This window comes from Flavobacterium sp. ZB4P23 (assembly GCF_003970375.1).
Classification (GTDB): domain Bacteria; phylum Bacteroidota; class Bacteroidia; order Flavobacteriales; family Flavobacteriaceae; genus Flavobacterium.
In genome coordinates this window covers 93,025-112,234 of the sequence record NZ_RYDK01000008.1, presented here as the reverse complement: position 1 = coordinate 112,234, position 19,210 = coordinate 93,025, and the positions used below count along the sequence as shown (strand labels likewise).

The following is a 19,210-nucleotide window of genomic DNA, read 5'->3' as shown; positions in this document are numbered from 1 at the left end:
CTAAAAGTGGGTATTGTTTTTACTATTTTCATTTTATAGTTTTGATTAATCTTGTTTAAAAAAATAGCATTAAATTTAAATCTTAAAACTATGAAACAAAGCACAAAGCACAAAGCTACATTAGCAAATTTATACTTCTTTTTATTTTAGCAATAACGTTTAGCAATTGCCAAGTAGAGGAAGAAATGCTTGAAAATAAATTGCAACACAATGGAATTGATAAAGACAAAATTTCGCTGCTTCAATTCAAAAACGAAACAAAGCTCAATCCCAAGCAAATGCTATCCAATACAGCAGCTAAAAAAAACAATACAGCTAAAGAAACCAGGCGCTTTTCTGATTTTATAATTGATACGCTGGCAATAAAAAAACACGTTAGTCAAACTAATAAAACGACTTATACTTTTCGTATTTACCCATTGACAACAGTAGCGCAACCAAATGAAATATATAATCTGGTATATCATAAAGTCAACAATTCATGGGAAACCTCCATTTTTTACTTAAAGAAATTCCCGAAAAGCGATACTAAACAAAAATTATTTGAAAAAATAAAACGGATATATGAAGGAACCGTTGCTAATTCTTTGACATCAAAAACATCAAGTTTAGAAATGTGTAGTTATGAAACTACGAGTTATCATTGTACTGACCCAGGAATTTGTGACGGTTCAGGTAAATGTGATTTATGTAATTTGTGTGTTAGCACATCCGTGTCTTATGAATCTTGCTCTAGCGGAGGAGGTAGTGGCGGCGGAGGTTCATCTGACCCAGGCAATACTTCTGGTGGCGGAGGCACTGCGGATCCTTATGCTTACGCACCTAATTTTTATGACAATCCTGTATATGACGACCCAAACTATATTAATGCAGTAAAGAGGTCGTATGTTTGGACTAATTTAGGAGATGCAGGACAAGGTTTTTTTGCCAGTAATCAAGATAATATGAATGCTTTTAATCAAATAATTCAATATCAAATCGATGAAAATTGGTCGGACGAAAGTTGTGTTTTTGCGCAAGAAATGTTTAATTATTTATCTGAAAATAATTTTAACGGGATTATTGTTCCTGCAATTAATCAATTTGTTAAAGAAATGATTAATTCAATGGTAAATAATTATGGCTATTCTTCTGACGGATTTATGGGGGACACTGATTACGATAACATTGATTATTCTGGCCCTAAACAGTTGATTCCAAAGAGTATTATTCTGAACGATGGTTCTACACTAATAATAACCTTTGGAACCACTCAAAGCGACAATAAAAATTCAAACAATGAGGTTGCTGTAGATTTAGTTAATAGTATAAAATTTGCAATAAATTTAGCAAATAGCAACCTAGAAAATTCTAATAAAATAACCTCAATATATATTGCTGCCACAACAAATGGCACTCATTCCTCTACAAGTAATCATACAAGAGGCACTGCGGTTGACATAAGTAGAATAAATGGCACAAAAATGATAAATATAGGTAATAATATTCAAGTTAAAGCCCTGCAAGATGCTTTTGATAACTATCCATCAATCAGAGAGAATTTCGGGCCTTCTTTTAAACACAAGACATTTCCTAACGGATCTGTAAATCTGAATTGGCCTATTGGCGGTCACCAAGACCACATTCATGTATCAGTTCAAAGTTATTAATCCTTAAAATATAATTATGAAAAACATTATTTTACTATTATTTATTATAACAGCTTTAAGTTGTAAATCTCAAAACTTTGAAGCTAAAGAAGTAAACAATTTAGAATTAAATAATTTAATTGGAAATATAAGTTATTTTAAATCTTACGCTTTAACTGATAATTTAATCAATATCGTTATCACTAAAAACGAGGTAGGAAGCGCAAAAAATGCAGAATCAGGTGAAGTTTCCAATAATTTGTATTTATCAAAATGCGAATTTGGAGAACTGCCAATTTGCAAATTATATTTATTGGAGAATTTTATCAATATAAATATTGTAAAAGTATACGAGGATAAAAAAAACATTAAAATTGATATTACATCTGGAAATTTTAATCAACGTAAATCTAATACAATTTTAATCTCACTAAATTAATATGGCTCTTCGCCTAAATTAGTGGAATTGTATTTTTAGGCATTGCCTAAATAATACACCATTTTTATAAAATTATCTGGATTTCTATAACCTCTTGCTCTGGATCTTGCTAACTGCATCACGCTATTTAACCCCGATAGCGCGGATTTGCAATCCGTGCCCACAAAGTATGTAGACAACGTGAGAGAGAAAAATACAATTACTACCTCAATAACCCCGATAGGCGGATTTGCAATCCGTGCCCACAAAGTATGTAGACAACATAAGAGAGAAAAATACAATTACTACATCAATAATCTTAATGAAGTAGATGCTTTATTGAAAATTGGTGCTCAAAAAGCAGCAGTAGTTACCAATATTGTTTTGGCAAGAGTAAGAGAAAAACTAGGATTTGAAGTGTAAAAAATAATTACAATCCTATCAGGGTTTGGAACCCTGATAGGATTAAATCAAATCGCCTCAAACAATTTCCCCGGCAAAGGTCGTATCACGCCTTTCAATTCCATATTCAACAGCATTCCCGAAATTTTATAAATAGGAAAATCACAACGCAGAGCAATGATATCCATTAATTCTTTTCCAGTTTTTACCAGGTAATCGTAAACTTTTTGCTCGTCTTCCTCTAAGCTTACAAATAATTGTTTTTGTACGGGTTTGGATTCCTTCTGAATATCCCAATTCAAAATATAAACCAAATCGGCGGCACTAGTCAATACATTTGCTTTTTGAGTCTTTATGAGGTTGTTGCAGCCTTGGCTATACTTATCTGTAACACGTCCCGGAACCGCAAAAACATCACGATTGTAATCATTCGCCATGTTTGCAGTGATTAACGATCCGCCTCTATCGGCAGATTCAATTACAATGGTCGCTTCAGACATTCCTGCAACGATCCTGTTTCTTCGCACGAAATTTTCTTTATCCGGATTGGAGGAACTCCAAAACTCAGTCATAAAACCACCGTTTTGCTCGACTTTAGCAACATATTTTTTATGGGTTTTCGGGTAAATTTGGTTTAAACCATGAGCAACAACACCAATGGTTTGTAGGTTATTTTCCATTGCCAATTGATGCGCCACAATATCGACACCGTAGGCAAAACCACTTACGATTATAGGATCGAGTGGAGCCAAATCTTCGATCAGTTTTCTACAAAATTCAGTACCGTACGAGGTAATTTGGCGCGTTCCTACAATGCTGATTATTCTTCTGTTTTTTAAATTGATATTTCCAGATGTGAATAATAAAAGTGGTCCGTCAATACAATGTTTCAACCGATCTGGATATTCTTCGTCCTGAAAATAAACCGCATTGATTTCATTTGCTTTTATAAACTCCAGTTCCTGAGTCGCTTTTTCGAAAACTGATTTATCTTTTAAATTTTTCAGCAAAACAGATCCTACTCCATCAATAGCAGCGAGTTGCGATGCTTTTGTATTAAAAACCGCTTCTGCTGTTCCAAAATGGGTAAGCAGTTTTTTGGCTATGATGTCGCCCACGCCCTCTATTCTTTGCAATGCCAATAAATAAAATAAATCCTGCTCTTTCATGCTAATTATTTGAGGGTGAAATGTATAAATTTTTATGCGGATTGTTAATAAAAATTGTAAATAAAATTTTGATACCTGTTTTCGTTGTATAACTTTGTGAGTATGAAAATCGAACTATACATCGCGCAGCTTTTATACCGTTATCAATGTGTAACCGTTCCGGGTTTCGGAGCTTTTTTGACCGAAATTCAATCGGCTAAACGGAACGAAAGCACGAACTCGTTTTCTCCTCCCAAAAAAATGATCGCTTTCAATGCTAATTTGAAAAACAATGATGGTTTATTAGCCAATCATATCGCTTTAGCAGAGAAAACGTCTTATGAATATGCCGTTAGTGCCATTCAATATGAAGTTTTTACTTGGAAAAAAACATTAGAAGAAAACGAACTTTTTTCTATCAAAAATGTAGGTGATCTTCATTTGAACGCGGATAAAAATATAGTTTTCACTCCATACGACCAAACGAATTACTTAACCAGCTCTTTTGGGTTGGCTCCCTTTGTTTCACCACTTGTAAAAAGAGCAATCTTCGAAAAAGAAGTAGAAGCAATTGAAGAAAAAGCAACCATCACTATGGTTCCTGAAACCAGAACAGCGAATCCATATTTAAAATACGCCGCTATTTTTGTGTTAGGATTAGGACTTGCGGGAAGTGTTGGTTATCCAATGTATCAAAATCAAATTGCCTCAGAAACGATTCTTGTAGAAACTGCCGTTCAAAAACAAGTTCAAAATAAAATTCAGCAAGCCACATTCTTCATCGAAAGTCCGGTTCCTGCTGTTACACTATCCGTAAAATCGACTATCGAAGCAAAAATGCCGTATCACATTATGGCCGGAGTGTACAGGGAAGAAAAAAATGCGGATAAAACACTGCGGATTTTAAATCGCTTAGGATATGATGCCAAGCGAATCGCTCCTAACCGAAACGGTTATTTTCCGGTTTTGTATGGCAGTTACGCCACATTTGCTGAAGCAGAAAAAGCAAAAAAAGAAATCAATGAAAAGCACAATCCAGAAGCTTGGATATTAATTCAGTCACTATAAAACAAAAACCCTATTCGTACCGAATAGGGTTTTTTAGTTTTAATACTTTCTTATTATTTAATTCAAACTCGCTTTGTACATTCTCGCTTCTTCCCAAGAAAATTTATGACCGTATTTCTCCATCAACGCATTCAGTGATTCTTCTTTATATCCTGCAAAAGCAGCTGCTAAATCCTGCATTTTATCCTCCGATAAAACCTCTGAAATTGAAACTGCTTTGGTTTGTATCAGCTTTACAAAATGGGTGTAAATCGTTTGTTTGGTCAGCACTCTGATAGTTGCAATATCCGCAATTGATTTCTTTTCGACCCACAATTCATAGGTTTCCTGCACCGTTGTTTTTTTAGGTACCGTTGTTTTTGCTTTTTTCGAAGTATAACGCTCTATGTCTTTATCATCGGCAATCAAGGTTATATTTAATTCCTTGAATTGATTTTGTATGGCTTCTGTCTTGCGGATGATGTAATTTTTTATTTCTGAAGAGGTCAATTTTTCTTTCGAAATGGCTTCTCCTGCCACAACGGTTTCTATCAATAATTTGGCCTTCATTAAGCGTAAAACGGCTTTGGTTTGCAATTCTTCTAGCACGATTAATTCATCATAAAACGTTTTTACTTTTTTGATGCGCTTTACTTCTTCAATTTTCCAAAGAATTTCAAAAACCAGCTCGTCCATTGGTTTTAGGAAATAACTGAAAGCGGCTTGAATGCGTTCCGATACGTGATTCAAATCGACCGTTTCCTGACCAAAAAGGGTATTCAACTGCGAAATGAATTTTTTGGATGGATCTAAAAGCTGTTCAATGATTTCTGTTTGCTTTTTGGCCCAAACAGCGTGTTTGGATTTCTCTGAAATTTCTGATTTTTCGTTATAACTGAATTTATGATTGCGCCATTCCTGAGCCAAATCGTTCCAATCAAAGGTGTTTGTCAGATAGTTATGGATGAAATTTTTGGTTTCAAAATGCAAGGCATTCTCTAAAAACGAATCCGAAGCTTTGTTTAATGAGTAATCCATGACATCCTGATCGTTTGAAATGCCATTCATACGCAACGGAGATAGCAAAATAAGCCCTTCTAGTGAGCGCAAACGAGATAATGCCACATAAGCCTGTCCGGGTAGAAAAACTTGCGAAACATCAAGTGCTGCTTTATCAAAGGTTAGTCCCTGGCTTTTATGCACCGTAATCGCCCATGCTAATTTGATGGGATAGTGCACAAAAGTTCCCAAAACCTCTTCATCAATTTCTTTAGTGGTTTCGTCTACTTTGTATCGAATGTTTTGCCATTCATATCTTTCAACTTCTATAGTTTTATTTTCTTCCGGAAAATGAACCAGAATTTCTTTACTCGAAAGGGATTTGATAACGCCCATTTTTCCGTTGAAATAGTGTTTATCAAAGGATAAATCATTTTTTACAAACATGATTTGCGCGCCCACTTTTAACTGCAATTGTTGTTCCACGGGAAATATCTTATCCGGAAAATCTCCGGTAATCTCCGGTTTATAAACCACCAGCTTTCCCTCCAGATCTTGTAAAGCCTGCGCGTTCATCGTATCGGCTTTGTTGTTGTGCGTGGTTAATGTGATGTATCCTTTATTTGCTTTTAAATCGAAATCGGGTTTTACATATTGGTTTAAGGTTTGAATGTCCTGCTGTGAAATCTCATTGTTGCGCAGGTTATTCAAAACCGAAATAAATGTATCGTCAGTCTGGCGAAAAATCTTGGACAATTCAATGTATAAAGGCGGATTTTGTTGCACGACGTGCGAATGAAAAAAGAATTTTCCTTTGTAATAGGTTTTCAGCGTACGCCATTCTTCGTCCCGAATGACCGGCGGCAACTGCAACAAATCACCAATATATAAGACTTGAACACCTCCAAAAGCAGTGTTGCGCTTGCGTACTGTTTGCATCATATAATCCATCGCATCCAGCAAATCCGCACGAAGCATACTGACTTCATCGATAATCAATAATTCCATATTGCGAATCACCGATTTCTTCAAACCACTCATTTTGAAATGCCTGCGCAAGGTAGCTTTGGTTTCAAATTTAGTACTTTCGGAAAATTGAGGTGATGAATTATCTGGAATAAATCCTCCAAACGGCAACTGAAACATGGAGTGAATCGTAACGCCTCCTGCATTTAACGCGGCAATTCCTGTTGGCGCCACCACAACGGTATTTTTGTGCGTGGTTTGGATAATTTCCCGTAAAAGTGTGGTTTTTCCCGTTCCTGCTTTACCGGTCAGGAAAATGGATCGATGAGTTTGATTGATGAATCGTATTGTATAAGCGGCGGCTTCTGAAATGGTTTGCATTAGGCGTGTATATATAAAGCTAAAGTATTGAAAATTAAAAACACTATTGGAATAATTGGAAAATATTTACGATTATAATTCGACTGTTTTTTAGCCCAGATAGCAGCGAAAATCCTCGAAATTTAGAAAAAACACTTGCTACACGAGAGATTACTTCACTATACTTTTATTTCAATTGGAGTTCAGTGAACTACGTTTATAGCGGATAACCGGGTATGGCTTCAAAAAAAAAAGCCTTCAATCTAACTATAGACGAAGGCAATCTTTTGAATTAATAGTAAAAATTTATTTTTTAGCCGCTGCTGTTTCTTCCGTTTTTGCAGGAGCTTTATATTTATCGTTCAAGGCTTTGATAATTTCTTTTGTGATATCAAATTTATCTTCTGCGTATAAAATTGAGGCAGCGTCACCGGTTCCATAGATGTAGGCATATCCTTTTTCCTTACCGTAGGATTTAATAAATTTTTTCACACCACTCACCAGAGAATCCATTTCTTTTCCGCTTTCTTGCTGCAATTCCTGAGACAACGCTTGTTGTGCGTAGCTCAATTGTTGTTCTTTTTTTTGCAGTTCAGCTCCTTTTTGTTGTGCCCAAGCCTGCCCGTTAGCTTGTGCCTGAGCTTGGAAACCTGCTGCTTCTTGCTTGAATCGATTAATTTCAGCCTCTAGCTGTCTTCCTTTTTCTTCTGCTTTTGTCTTGTATTTTGCTTCAAGATCTTTGGCCTCTGTATATTCCTTCATTAATTCAGAAGTATCTACGTAAGCAGTTTTCACTTCCTTAACTTCTGCTGGTTTGTTACAAGCAACAATTGAAATTGATAATGCGATAATTACTAATGCTTTTTTACTCATGTTTTTAATATTTATTTTTTGGTATTGCGTTGCCAGTTCGCTAACGCTCGTGTCGTGAATCTTTGATTTCATTTTGATGAATTTCTAGTTTTGAGTATTGGTGACAAAAATATAAAAAAATAGATAGTATTGACATAAAGTTTGAAAAATGCTACTTTTTTATGATATAAGATTTTATTATTGTGATTCACAAATGCATAATCTATGACTATTAAAACCGAGCTTCATATCTTCTAAATAAACGAATTAGTTTAAAAATCCGATGATCACCTCGATTTCATTAAAAAACACGCTTAAATACACTTAAAATGATTTTTAGATGTTTTTTAGGATGTAAATGTGTGAGGAATACTCAGAATTCTTCTTCGCTTCCCAATTTGATTGCAATCCAACAAAAAAGGCTTTTATATAATTCATTTTTCCGGTTTTGTATTTTTCCGAAAGCAAAGCAACATAAAACGAATCAAATTTCATGGGAAGCACTTGTACCAATTTCATTTCTTCTTTCTCGAAAAGCATTTTTATAGCCGTTTTAGAAAAATGCCAAAAATGAATTGGCACATCATAAGCGGCCCAAAACGTTCCGTAATGTTTTGCATCGAAGGATTTAAAATTTGGAACAGCAATAATTAAAGTTCCATTAGGTTTTAATAATCGTTTGAGTTCTTTGATTTGGTTTTCCAAATTAGGAACGTGCTCCAAAACATGCCACATCGAAATGACTTCAAAAGAATGATTGTCTAACTCACTGGTTTCGCCAACAAATGAAACGCCTTTCTTTTTGGCAATTGCTTTTGCTTTTTCACTTGGCTCTACTCCTATGGTATGCCAACCGTTTTCTTTGGCAACATATAAAAAATCCCCTGTTCCGGCACCTATATCTAAAATACTCCCTTTGTTGGATTGCAATGAATTGATTAAATTCAGTTTGTTTTTTAGCGCGATGCTTTTTACAAAATGATACGCTTTTTCAAACAAGGATCGCTTACCGTCTGTATGGGAAATGTAATCCACACTTTCATAATACTTCCCTAAATTTTCTAAACTGGGTTGTGGAGACGTAATCAGCATATCTAATTTGGCGTCATGATACAAGTTAAAAACCTCCTGAGAAACAGAATAATCTTTAACGGTTAAAAAAGGCTGTTGGTTTGAAATGTTCATTAATTAATAGTGCTTTTATATTTTTAATTTTAAACAAAACCCTGAAAACACATACGAATGCTTTCAGGGCTGAATTATTTATTTTTATGATTCTTTAATAATTCCAAGGCTTCACAGCGTAGTTTCACGTGGAACAAATTTTAGTGTTCCGTGTTCAGAGGCGGTATTCAGTATAAATCGACAATTAAACTGATCACTATAAACTGAATACTGATCACTTCCTAACGTCCCATATAAATCAACAACACCGAAACATCACTTGGTGACACACCGCTGATTCTTGATGCTTGCGAAATGGTAACAGGACGAATCTTGCTTAGTTTTTGTTTGGCCTCAATTGACATGGACTTAATTTTATTATAATCAAAATTTTCAGGGATTTTAACATCTTCTAAACGAAGTAACTTATCAGCATTATTTCTTTCTTTTTCTATGTAACCAGAATATTTCACTTGGATTTCGGCTTGTTCTAAAATTTCTTGATCCACATCATTGGCGGCAACATAAGCTACTACTTTCTCGAATTTCATCATGTCCTCTAAATCAATTTGCGGACGAGAAAACACTTTGAACATCTTATCCCCTTGCGAAATCAGCGCCGTCTCTTTTGCTTCTAAAACAGGATTTGCTTCCGCAACCGAAACACTCGTTTCTTTGAAGAAAGCCACCATTTTTTCGGATTCATTTAGTTTGTGTTCCATTCTGCGCAAACGTGCTTCTGAGGCTAAACCTATTTCATGTGACATGGGAGTTAACCTAAAATCGGCATTGTCCTGACGCAACAGCGTTCTATATTCTGCTCGAGACGTAAACATTCTGTATGGTTCTTCAGTTCCTTTCGTAATTAAATCATCAATTAAAACTCCGATATAGGCTTCGTCTCTTTTTAAAATTAAGGGTGCTTTTTCATGCACTTTCAAATGCGCATTTATTCCGGCCATCAGTCCTTGAGAAGCTGCTTCTTCATATCCTGTAGTTCCGTTTATTTGACCAGCGAAATACAATCCTTCAATAAGTTTTGTTTCCAAAGTATGCTTCAATTGTGTCGGCGGGAAATAATCATATTCAATTGCATATCCCGGACGAAAGAATTTTACTTTTTCAAATCCTACAACAGAACTCAATGCCTTGAATTGAATATCCTCAGGAAGCGACGTTGAAAATCCATTCACATAAACTTCACAAGTATTCCATCCTTCAGGTTCTACAAACAGTTGATGTCTTTCTTTATCCGCAAAACGATTAATTTTATCTTCAATCGACGGACAATATCTTGGCCCAAGACTTTTTATTCTACCGTTAAACATTGGCGAACGATCAAACCCTTCTCTCAAGATATCGTGAACTTCAAGAGAGGTATAGGTCATATGACACGATTTTTGATGAATCAACGGTGAGGTCACATCCGAATAGGAGAATTTATCCGGCTTCGCATCTCCTTTTTCTTCATTCATTTTTGAATAATCCAAAGATCGTCCATCAACTCTTGGAGGCGTTCCTGTTTTCATTCGTCCTGATTGAAACCCAGCAGCAACTAAATCTTCAGTAATTCCATGTGCAGCACTCTCGCCTGCTCTTCCACCACCAAATTGTTTTTCGCCAATATGAATCAATCCATTCAGGAAAGTTCCATTAGTCAACACAACCGACTTAGACCGAATCTCTACTCCTAGCGAAGTTCGGATTCCTTTTATTTTTCCGTTTTCAATAATCAAACCTTTCACCATTTCCTGATAAAAGTCAAGATTTGGAGTTCCTTCAAGCATCATTCTCCACTCCTCGGCAAAACGCATTCGATCACTTTGAACACGCGGAGACCACATTGCAGGGCCTTTGGATTTGTTCAGCATCTTGAACTGGATTGCAGTTCTATCCGAAACAATTCCAGAGTACCCCCCAAGCGCATCAATCTCGCGTACAATTTGTCCTTTAGCAATTCCACCCATCGCTGGGTTGCATGACATTTGGGCAATATTCTGCAAACTCATTGTTACCAGTAAGGTTTTAGAACCAAGATTTGCAGCAGCGGCAGCAGCCTCAGAACCGGCGTGTCCTGCGCCCACAACTATCACATCATATTCATTTAAAAACATCTTCTTTTATAATTTAATCCGTATTAAGGATTGTGATTTTGAAATCTATTTTATTGTTCCACGTGAAACATTATATACTCAATTTTCAAATCTAAACTAAATGTTCCACGTGAAACACTTTAGATTAAAATAAAGAAAACACTATTATTTCACCTAAAACATAGCGATTTTTTCATCTTCTTTACTACGCATTAAAAGCTCCTCCGACTCTCCTTTGTCTTTGTAGCCACAGTAATGTAAAATTCCGTGAACTAAAACGCGCTTTAATTCTTGCTCAAAAGAGACATTGAAATCAGCGGCATTGTCTTTCACTCTTTCGACAGAAACAAAAATGTCACCGTGCAACTCATTACCCATAGAATAATCAAAACTAATTATATCTGTTAGGGTATCATGATTCAAATATTCTACATTGATTTTATGTAGATACTCATCATCACAAAAGATGTAATTAATCTCTCCTTCTTTCTTGTTTTCTGAAGTAATAACATTTTCCAACCAAGCTACAACAGCTTCTTCGTTGTCTAAATTAAAGTCGGTTTCGTAATTAAAATTGATCATTTATTATTAAAATATTCTTGAACTTTTTGATTAAAATTCGAGCGTAAAGGTAAGGATTGTCTATTTAATATTTCTATGCTATTCAAATAATCTAATAAAGCTGCCGGAAGCACATAAGATGGGTTTTTAAACTCCTTTTTATTGGTTTCGGATTGGCGTTTGTTTTCTTCACCTTGTTGCTGAATAGCGGAATTTAATTTCAACAATTCCTGTTTCACATTCAATATCTTTTGAAGCGTTTCGTTCTTAAAACCTTTGTTTAATAATTGCTTTTCAATTTGCTTCATTTGTTCCAAAGCGCTTTGTCCATTACCAACCAATCCTTGTTTATTTAATTCGTTTTGCAATGCTTCCCTTAATTGCTTTTGTTCTTTGTAAATTTCCATTATAGCTTGTGCATCACCTTCTCCACCCTCACCCTTTTGTCCCGGTTTTCCTTGATTTCCTTGTTTACCATTTTGCCCTTTTGGACCGTCCCCATACTTATCTCCTTTCTTAATTCCGTCTTTCATTTTCTCGCCAAGACCTTCTTGTTTTTTAATAATATCCGGCAATTGCATTCCTTGTCCTTGACCTAGCTTCGGTTTCCCAGAACCCATTCCTGACATTTGCATTTGCATATTGTAAAGCATGTCACTGAGAAAATCTGCTAGTTTGTTAGCCGATGAAATCGAATATTGTTGGTGAGACAAACCTTTTGGAACTTGAGCGTCGGTTAAACTGGATAACGATTTGTCGACGTTGTAAACTACATAACCAATTTCTTTGGTAATATCCTCCGCAATTTTAGGATTACGCAAGGACATCGCAAATAAACTATCGTCAACATGCTTGAACTGTTGCTTTAAATCCTGTTGAATTTTTATGTTTTTATTGAACGCTGGAGACCCTGATTTATGCCTTTTGAACTGATTCATCAAATCTTCCTGTGACAAAGAAAAAGCTAATAAATTATCTACGATTTGTCGCAACATGACAACATCTTCCTGCAACTGTTCCATATCTCCTTTATCCAAAGTTTGCGCCATTTTTTGCGCCATCTCTTTCATCTTTTTTGAAGCACTTTTTTGGTTTGGTTTAGCTTTATCCTTTTTATCTTTATTCAATTCCTCAGAAGCTTTCTTTAAATCATCATCAATACTTTTTTCTTTAGCATCATCTTTTGGTAAATCCAATGGTGATTTTAATTCCTTATTTTCTTTTTCCAAATCATTTAAATCTAATTGAATTTTATCAAACTCCGCATTAATATCTTCCTGTTTATCCAGTTTATTTTCATTTTCATCATCAGATAATTTGTCTAGTTTTTTAGAAAGCTTGTCCAGTTTTTCACCTAACTGTTCCGCTTTCTTTTCAACATAAAATCTCTTAGTCAACTCTACCAACTGTTCTAAATTCTTAGTCTGGTATTTACTGTTTTGTTTAAAATTATCCAACTTGGTCAACAACTCTTCATTCTGGATTTTATCGTTAAGTTCTTTCAACTCGTCTAAAAGCTTTTGGTTTTTTTCCAATTCTTTTTCCGATTTGTCCATTCGGTTTTGAAGCACTTCTTTTAATTCATCTTTTTTATCCGTTTTGAATTGCTCCAAATTGTCATTCATTTTTTTTGTAAATTCTTTCATCATCTCATCCTGTTTCATTTGACGCTTGATAAAATCATTTACTTTTTGCTGATCTTTGAAATCCAAATTTTCTTTCTCTTTTCCGGTTTTTTGAAACTTTTCTATATCGGCCATTTGCTTGTCCTGGTTTTTTAAAGACTTCTCTAAACTGTTAATGTTGTCGTTTTGCTGCTGCAAAATTTGATCTTCCTTTTCTTCATCTGTGGAAACACGATTAGAGAAAACCGAAGACTTCGTACTTTTAAAATTGTGAATCGCATCATTATCAAAAACTTCAAAATAATACTCATAAGAAACCCCTTGCTCCACCGGAAGATTACTTGGAAACGAAAACACGAATTGGTCAAAAGAACTTTTCTTAATAGCAATTGTTCCACGTTTTGCGGTTTGTGGTTTCTCTATTTCGTAATAAACAATCTGAAGTCTAGACAAACCATAATCATCCGTGATTTGGCCTAAAACATAGTTCTTAGCAATCTTCAAACTGTCCGGTGTATTGTTCACATTGATCGTTGGGAACTGATCTTTGATAACTATAAGCTGATAATTGAGTTTTTCGTGGTTTTTTACCTTATCATTTGAAGTAAATATTTGATAATCTGTATTTTGAAGTATATTTTTGGATAAAATAAAGGAGTTTTCTGTTTTCGAAAAAGAAGATTTGGAAATTCCGCTCATCCACGCAATATTTTGGGTCGCTTGAGTTTCTATTTTCCAAGTTACACGCGTTCCTTCAGGAATAACAGCATTTCCAGTTCCATTTATAGTTTCTGCTTTTTTATTCAAATATGAAGGAAAGTTCAATTGCATTTCGAAATTAGCAATCAAAGGAACGGTTATCACTTTCAATTCATAATCCTGCGAAGCAATCGCATTTCCCTCCACGTGAAACAAAATATTTACTGAAGGCTTTGCCATCTTAAATTGAAATTCTCCTGTTTTAGTAGATTCCATGAAATAACTTTCATCACCAATGAAAATCATTACATTCTCCGGAGCTATCTTTCCTTCAGTTTTAATGCGAAGGATAAAATCCTTTCCTTGCTCGGTTTGTAAATTCGAATTTAAAACTACAAATTTAAAAGGAGCCGGTGGCAGAAAATCCGAATTGAAATGCACTACTCTATTCAAACTTTGAGAAATCATGCTGCTGTTTCCAGAAAAATAAAAGAAAGCAAATAACAAAATTGGAATTAAAGCAAAAGGAAAATATTTCCTGTTAACATTATAATTTATGGCGTTCCCAAAAGGGATTGGTTGCAATGCATTGGCTTTTTGTTCAATCGAAGCAGCTAACAACTCCGATTTACTTTGATGAATATCCGAATCTGCCAATTGCAGGAAATTAGTCAACTTATCACTCACTTCCGTAAAATGATTTCCAATAATTTCCGAAGCCTGATTGTAATCGATTCCTTTTTGAAGTTTGAATAATTTAAAAATGGGAAACAAAATAAAACGGAACAGCAAATAGACTTCTACTCCAATGAAAGTCCAAAATAAAATGGTTCTTCCTATTGGCTTGAGCCAAAGAAAATATTCGACAAAAAGCGTAAAAAGGAAATACAACAATCCTAAACCGACAAAGAAAATAGTTCCCCGTATCAATTCGTTGGTATAAAACTTCCTGATGAAAGCTTCTAATTTTAGATAAATAAATTGCTGAGTTTCCAAAATTTATGCTTTGTTTATTGTAACCAATAAAAGTAATAATTTATATGCTGGCAATTATCCAAATTCCAAAATATCTGAATCAAAGATTGAAGTCTCTTGGCAAACAGAATCAACGTTTTTACCGCTAATCCGCTAATTTTTATAAAAAAATCTATATTAAATAAACCACTTGATGTAGAATTGCACTAATTAACATCCTAAAATACAAAATTTAGTTTTTCTAAAAATAAATTTGCGGATTTGCGGTTCTTTTAAAAACTGATGTGTTTGCCTACTTGAATTTGTATCTTTGCAAAAAAAATACAGCAATGTCTAGACAAGTTCGGGTGCGTTTTGCACCAAGTCCAACGGGACCTTTACATATTGGCGGAGTTCGTACCGCATTATTCAATTATTTGTTTGCCAAAAAAAACAATGGTGTCTTCTTCCTGAGAATTGAAGATACGGACCAAAATCGTTTTGTTCCCGGAGCCGAAGAATATATCATGGAAGCGCTAGAATGGTTAGGAATTGCACCCGATGAGACTATTGGTAAAAATGAAAAATTTGGTCCATACCGTCAAAGCGAAAGAAAAGAATTGTACCAACAATATGCTGCTGAATTAATCAATTCTGAAAATGCGTATTATGCTTTTGATACAGCCGAAGCATTGGATTCAGCAAGAAAATTAGAAGAAGATCAAGGGAAAACTTTTATTTACAATCATACTAACAGAGAGAAACTAGATACCTCCTTAGTGATTTCTGCAGATGAAACTGCTAAAAGAATTGCTGATGGAGAACATTATGTCATCCGTTTTAAAACTCCAGTGAATGAAACCTTGCATCTGAATGACATAATTCGTGGCGATGTGAAATTTGAAACGAATCTTTTAGACGATAAAGTATTGTTCAAAAGCGACGGAATGCCAACGTACCATTTGGCTAATATTGTGGATGATCATTTAATGGAAACATCACATGTAATTCGCGGTGAAGAATGGTTACCATCAATGCCTTTGCACGTTTTGTTGTACAGAGCATTTGGTTGGGAAGCACCGGAATTTGCACATTTACCATTGATTATGAAACCTGTTGGGAACGGAAAATTATCCAAGCGTGACGGTGATAAAATGGGATTTCCTGTATTTCCATTAGATTGGAAAACTACAGAAGGCATTTCATCGGGTTACAGGGAAAAAGGATTTTTCCCGGAAGCCGTAATCAACTTTTTAGCATTATTAGGTTGGAACGATGGAACAGAAAAAGAATTATTCTCGCTGGAAGAATTAGTGGAAGCATTTGACTTGAACAGAGTTCATAAAGCTGGAGCTAAATTTGATCCAGAAAAAAACAAATGGTTCAATCACCAGTATTTAATCAAGCAGGAAGATGCAACTTTGGCGAAAGCCTATACTCCTATTTTGTCTAAAAAAGGGTTTTCAGTTGATGAAAGTGTACTAACAAAAGTGGTTTCTTTAATCAAAGAACGTGCGGATTTCGTTTCAGAATTTTGGGAAATGAGCGATTTCTTTTTTGTGGCTCCAACAGCCTATGATGAGAAAGCAAGCAAAAATTGGAAAGCAGAAACTCCGGCATTGATGCAAGAATTAATTTCTGTTATAGAGGAAATTACCGATTTCACTTCGATGAACACAGAAACAATTGTCAAAGATTGGATGACAAAAAATGAAATTGGAATGGGAAAAGTAATGCAACCGTTTCGTTTGAGTTTGGTTGGCGCACTAAAAGGCCCTCACCTATTTGATATCGTTGAAGTACTTGGAAAAGACGAAACGATTAACAGAATTAAAAAAGCAATTGCTACTCTTTAAAACTAATAAAGCTTCTAGCCTTTTGAAGGCTAGAAGCTTTATATTTTATACAATTCACAAGTAAAATTTTACAAATAAATTATCATATTTCCGTTTAGTATTCCAGGATTTCCTTTGAAGTTGACTCCTAAATTCTTGTTGTTCCATTTTTAAAGCATATTATTGACTCCATATTTATAAGAAATATTAGCTCTAAAATGACGAACGCCAAAAGTGATTCTAACAGTTGGATAACAATTAAAATTTGAAATTTCCCTAATATCTTTAGCTAATAAAGTTATTCCGCAAATAACATTGTTTTTCTCCGTGTTATTTGTATTTAATTTTCTATTTACCGTGTAGCACGGGTCCAAACTCAATACTCAAATGATTTTCAATAAGCCTGTAACACATTTGTAAAGACACTTGAGCTGATGCTAATTTATAATTTACATCTTCATTAACTGAAGACAAACTGTTTGTTGCTACAGAAAAATTATTTTCGCTAAACTGAATTACATACACCATATCCCAATTATTATAAAAATTTCCTCGAATAGAAAATTCTGCATTCCAACCCAGTCCTTATTTAGTTTAAAATTATTTGTGTTAAAGGTAAATTGATTCTCTCCAAAAATAATACCTACTCTATTGGAATCCCGGTATTTGTATTGGGTAAAAGTGCTTATTGAAATAAAAACACAAGCTAAAGCAAACAAAATCTTTCTCATATTATTTAAAATTTACAAGAACAAACCTAAAGATTTTTTGTAAATTGTCGGATATTTATTTAACTAAAAAAAACATTATGAACATTCCATTAATAGTACTCTTAGTAGTTGGATTTTTTATTTTACTTTCCTCTTTTTTTACTGTCAAACAGCAAACAGCTGCAGTAGTAGAACGATTTGGAAGGTTTTTAAACATTAGACAATCAGGTTTACATCTAAAAATTCCTTTAATAGACCGAATTGCCGGTCGCGTTAATCTTAAAATACAGCAATTAGACGTTATAATTGAAACAAAAACCAAAGACAATGTTTTTGTGAAACTAAAAGTTTCGGTTCAATTTATGGTTATCAAAGAAACCGTTTATGATGCTTTTTATAAACTGGAATATCCACACGATCAAATAACATCTTATGTGTTTGATGTGGTTCGTGCCGAAGTTCCAAAGCTAAAACTGGATGATGTTTTTGAAAGAAAAGACGATATCGCCATTGCTGTAAAAAGAGAATTAAATGAAGCCATGACTACGTATGGTTATACGATTATCAATACATTGGTAACAGATATCGATCCGGATATTCAAGTGAAAAATGCGATGAACAGAATTAATGCAGCTGATAGAGAAAAAACTGTTGCAGGATTTGAAGCCGAAGCCTCCAGAATTAGAATTGTAGCTAAAGCCGAAGCAGAAGCAGAAAGCAAACGATTACAAGGACAAGGTATTGCGAACCAAAGAAGAGAAATTGCCAAAGGTTTAGTAGAGAGTGTAGATGTTTTGAACAGAGTTGGTATCAACTCACAAGAAGCTTCGGCTTTGATAGTGGTTACACAACATTATGATACGCTACAAGCGATTGGAGCAGATTCTAATTCTAATTTAATTTTATTACCCAATTCACCTCAAGCAGGAAGTGACATGCTGAATAACATGATTGCCTCTTTCAGCGCTTCCAATCAAGTGGGTGAAATGATGAAAAAAGGTAATAGAAAACCAAATCCTAAAAAAGAAAATAAAACGGATTATCAATTACCTGAAAAACCAGAAGCTCCGGAAACGGAAGAATAATTTAAATTCAAATCATAAAAAAAGAGGCTCATCAGCCTCTTTTTATTTTTTTTATCCACTTGATCACAAATGGTAATGCAATGGTCAATAGCGATCCGTACGAACCTGAAAATGCATTTAAGGATGATCCTATGACACCACTCACAATATTTGAGGGGGTTAAACTCTCTTTTGTTTTTTGAAAACCATACGCTAATTTTTGATAACTGATTTCTTTTTCAATCCTTAAAATTTCCAGTTCTCTTTCAATTTGAGCATAGGATGAATATTTTTTGGTTTCCATAAATTAGTCGTTAAAAAAGATTTCTGAAAATTTCTCTAAAATGGGTCCTTCAATAATTCTATCTTTAATAGTAAATAAAAGCATTGTCAGTACAAGATAAATTCCACCAACTATTAAAAACCCATAGGCATAACTATCTAAAGCTATTCCAATAGCAAATGCTGCCGCAACAGAACAAAACAATAAAACCATACTAAAGCAAAGTAAAATCAAAGACATTTTTATGATCATTGTCGTTGATTTCATTGCAAGCTTAAAGCCTCTTAATTTATAATAAGCAGCGGTAGCTTCCAAATATTCTTTAGCCTGTTCTTGAATGTTTTCTGTGTTTTCTTTTAGTTCTTCAAAAGCCATGTACTTATTTTTAGATTTTAATACTAA

General features: G+C 34.5%; 15 protein-coding genes and 1 pseudogene. 6 read left to right on the top strand and 10 right to left on the bottom strand.

Annotated elements, in window-relative coordinates; genetic code table 11:
* The first annotated feature begins 185 nt into the window (after positions 1–185).
* The 3 genes and pseudogenes from EKL99_RS13275 to EKL99_RS13265 all read left to right on the top strand — a co-directional run.
* Complete coding sequence (locus EKL99_RS13275) at positions 186–1,649, top strand: hypothetical protein (RefSeq protein ID WP_126552815.1); 1,464 nt, start codon at positions 186–188, stop codon at positions 1,647–1,649.
* A 16-nt stretch (positions 1,650–1,665) separates the two neighbouring features.
* Positions 1,666–2,067 (top strand): hypothetical protein, encoded by a 402-nt coding sequence (locus EKL99_RS13270; protein WP_126552817.1) that lies wholly within the window; start codon positions 1,666–1,668, stop codon positions 2,065–2,067.
* Between the two features lie 264 nt (positions 2,068–2,331).
* Positions 2,332–2,469 (top strand): annotated as a pseudogene (locus EKL99_RS13265) (tryptophan--tRNA ligase); the annotation flags it as partial.
* A gap of 47 nt (positions 2,470–2,516) precedes the next feature.
* On the opposite strand, the gene dprA reads toward EKL99_RS13265, so the two are convergent.
* Positions 2,517–3,617, bottom strand: coding sequence for a DNA-processing protein DprA (dprA, locus tag EKL99_RS13260; RefSeq protein ID WP_126552819.1), 1,101 nt, complete (start codon positions 3,615–3,617; stop codon positions 2,517–2,519).
* Between the two features lie 102 nt (positions 3,618–3,719).
* Here dprA and EKL99_RS13255 point away from each other — a divergent pair, with 102 nt between their 5' ends.
* The gene (locus tag EKL99_RS13255; protein WP_126457747.1) at positions 3,720–4,664 is read left to right on the top strand and encodes an SPOR domain-containing protein; all 945 of its coding nucleotides are present in this window, start codon (positions 3,720–3,722) and stop codon (positions 4,662–4,664) included.
* 57 nt (positions 4,665–4,721) lie between these two features.
* On the opposite strand, the gene EKL99_RS13250 is transcribed toward EKL99_RS13255, so the two are convergent.
* The 6 genes from EKL99_RS13250 to EKL99_RS13225 form a co-directional block, all read right to left on the bottom strand.
* Entirely contained in the window at positions 4,722–6,989 is a 2,268-nt protein-coding gene (locus EKL99_RS13250) for a helix-turn-helix domain-containing protein (protein WP_126577115.1), read from the bottom strand.
* A gap of 285 nt (positions 6,990–7,274) precedes the next feature.
* Positions 7,275–7,841: an OmpH family outer membrane protein gene (locus EKL99_RS13245; protein WP_126553165.1), complete on the bottom strand. Its 567-nt coding sequence runs from the start codon at positions 7,839–7,841 to the stop codon at positions 7,275–7,277.
* Positions 7,842–8,156: 315 nt separating this feature from the next.
* Positions 8,157–9,005, bottom strand: a complete 849-nt coding sequence (locus EKL99_RS13240; protein ID WP_126567807.1) for a bifunctional 2-polyprenyl-6-hydroxyphenol methylase/3-demethylubiquinol 3-O-methyltransferase UbiG — start codon at positions 9,003–9,005, stop codon at positions 8,157–8,159.
* A 221-nt stretch (positions 9,006–9,226) separates the two neighbouring features.
* Positions 9,227–11,098 carry a tRNA uridine-5-carboxymethylaminomethyl(34) synthesis enzyme MnmG gene (mnmG, locus tag EKL99_RS13235; protein WP_126577114.1) on the bottom strand — a complete coding sequence of 624 codons (1,872 nt, stop codon included), beginning with the start codon at positions 11,096–11,098 and terminating at the stop codon, positions 9,227–9,229.
* Between the two features lie 153 nt (positions 11,099–11,251).
* Positions 11,252–11,659 carry an rRNA maturation RNase YbeY gene (ybeY, locus tag EKL99_RS13230; protein WP_126457751.1) on the bottom strand — a complete coding sequence of 136 codons (408 nt, stop codon included), beginning with the start codon at positions 11,657–11,659 and terminating at the stop codon, positions 11,252–11,254.
* Positions 11,656–14,958, bottom strand: coding sequence for a hypothetical protein (locus EKL99_RS13225; RefSeq protein ID WP_126577113.1), 3,303 nt, complete (start codon positions 14,956–14,958; stop codon positions 11,656–11,658). Before EKL99_RS13225 ends, ybeY begins: the two co-directional genes overlap by 4 nt.
* A gap of 308 nt (positions 14,959–15,266) precedes the next feature.
* Here EKL99_RS13225 and gltX point away from each other — a divergent pair, with 308 nt between their 5' ends.
* On the top strand, positions 15,267–16,772 hold the full coding sequence (gene gltX / locus EKL99_RS13220; protein WP_126577112.1) for a glutamate--tRNA ligase: 1,506 nt from the start codon (positions 15,267–15,269) through the stop codon (positions 16,770–16,772).
* Between the two features lie 327 nt (positions 16,773–17,099).
* Here gltX and EKL99_RS14725 read toward each other — a convergent pair whose 3' ends face one another.
* Complete coding sequence (locus EKL99_RS14725) at positions 17,100–17,279, bottom strand: hypothetical protein (protein WP_231507448.1); 180 nt, start codon at positions 17,277–17,279, stop codon at positions 17,100–17,102.
* 280 nt (positions 17,280–17,559) lie between these two features.
* Between EKL99_RS14725 and EKL99_RS13210 the strand changes: the two genes are divergently transcribed.
* Positions 17,560–18,546 carry an SPFH domain-containing protein gene (locus EKL99_RS13210; protein WP_126457754.1) on the top strand — a complete coding sequence of 329 codons (987 nt, stop codon included), beginning with the start codon at positions 17,560–17,562 and terminating at the stop codon, positions 18,544–18,546.
* A gap of 31 nt (positions 18,547–18,577) precedes the next feature.
* Here the strand turns inward: EKL99_RS13210 and EKL99_RS13205 are convergent, their stop codons facing one another.
* Both EKL99_RS13205 and EKL99_RS13200 read right to left on the bottom strand, forming a co-directional pair.
* On the bottom strand, positions 18,578–18,829 hold the full coding sequence (locus EKL99_RS13205; protein ID WP_126457755.1) for a DUF6327 family protein: 252 nt from the start codon (positions 18,827–18,829) through the stop codon (positions 18,578–18,580).
* Between the two features lie 3 nt (positions 18,830–18,832).
* Positions 18,833–19,183, bottom strand: a complete 351-nt coding sequence (locus tag EKL99_RS13200; protein ID WP_126452310.1) for a competence protein — start codon at positions 19,181–19,183, stop codon at positions 18,833–18,835.
* Between the last annotated feature and the right edge of the window lie 27 nt (positions 19,184–19,210).